Origin of the sequence: Providencia sp. PROV189 (assembly GCF_028480065.1) — a bacterium.
GTDB classification, from domain to species: domain Bacteria; phylum Pseudomonadota; class Gammaproteobacteria; order Enterobacterales; family Enterobacteriaceae; genus Providencia; species Providencia stuartii.
Window position 1 is genome coordinate 1 of record NZ_JAMPOG010000085.1, and the last position, 1,049, is coordinate 1,049.

General features: G+C 32.4%; 3 protein-coding genes. All 3 read right to left on the reverse strand.

Annotated features, from left to right (window positions below):
• Positions 1 to 272: fimbrial protein (locus PR833_RS20325; protein ID WP_442959672.1), on the reverse strand; the 272-nt coding region annotated here is incomplete at its 3' end.
• 179 nt (positions 273 to 451) lie between these two features.
• Positions 452 to 682 carry a helix-turn-helix domain-containing protein gene (locus tag PR833_RS20330; RefSeq protein WP_004918240.1) on the reverse strand — a complete coding sequence of 77 codons (231 nt, stop codon included), beginning with the start codon at positions 680 to 682 and terminating at the stop codon, positions 452 to 454.
• A gap of 10 nt (positions 683 to 692) precedes the next feature.
• Positions 693 to 1,007 carry a helix-turn-helix domain-containing protein gene (locus PR833_RS20335; protein WP_272526492.1) on the reverse strand — a complete coding sequence of 105 codons (315 nt, stop codon included), beginning with the start codon at positions 1,005 to 1,007 and terminating at the stop codon, positions 693 to 695.
• Between the last annotated feature and the right edge of the window lie 42 nt (positions 1,008 to 1,049).

The following is a 1,049-nucleotide window of genomic DNA, read 5'->3' on the forward strand; positions in this document are numbered from 1 at the left end:
AATTGAACACCTTTAGCCAGTTTAGTGATATCACAATTATCTAAAGTGATTTCGAATGGACGTGGAGTTGATTTACCGCCATCAACTAATGCCATGTTAGAAATTTGGCCTAATTCAACTGTTTGGTCGATTGAGTTAGGAGAGATTGAGCATGGTGCATCGATAATAGCGCCTTTGAACGTTATTTTACCGTGGCCTTGATCCGCTGCATTTGCTGCAGAAGCTAATCCCAGAGCCATAAAAGTTGCCATTGCAATAGATTTCATTTTCATGAATATAAAGTCCTATGTTTTTTGTTAAATAAAGAATGAGTGTCAATTTTTATTGCTCATTGCTCATTGCAGACACTCTATTTGCAATGAACTGGAAAAAAGCAGAGCACTAGCATTTGATTTAAAAAAATCAAATGCTAAAAATTAAAATTTAATTATTAATAATTAAAATAACATATTTAGTCTTCTATCAAAAAAACTTGAATTGGTACTTTAAATAACTCAGATAATTGAGACAGAAAATCAATATTAATATGGTTAACTCCTGATTCATAACGGGAAATTTGCTGCTGACTTACGCCGATATATCTCCCTAACTCCTCAGCAGTTAAATTCATTTCTTTTCTGTATCTTTTTATTTTCTTTCCTACAATAATATTAAATGTTGGTTTTATTATATTTCCTGACATAAGGTTAAGCCTATTTCATAAATTGACTAGTTCCAGAAAACCATCCTTCAGCTTTAAAATAACATACCATATTATGGATATAATTTATTGAGTTATTTTGAAATCCAACGCCATCTAATAAACAATTAATATCAATATCAAGCGAGTTCGCAATTTGCTTAATCTGTTCTAGGTGTAGTCGAATAACTCCGCGCTCAATACGTGAAACATGTTGCTGAGAGCATAAAAGTAAATCAGCTAACTCAGAACCACTTAGCCCTTTAGCTCGGCGAGCTTTATGTATATTGCTCCCAACAATTTCTTTAGGAGATAAGTTAGATTGCATAAAATCCTCCTCATGAAACTGAATGATTTACTAATTTAACTG

Bases quoted from the DNA above. Each gene is read 5' to 3' on its own strand.
- PR833_RS20330 (WP_004918240.1), bottom strand. From the start codon at position 682: ATGTCAGGAAATATAATAAAACCAACATTTAATATTATTGTAGGAAAG.
- PR833_RS20335 (WP_272526492.1), bottom strand. From the start codon at position 1,007: ATGCAATCTAACTTATCTCCTAAAGAAATTGTTGGGAGCAATATACAT.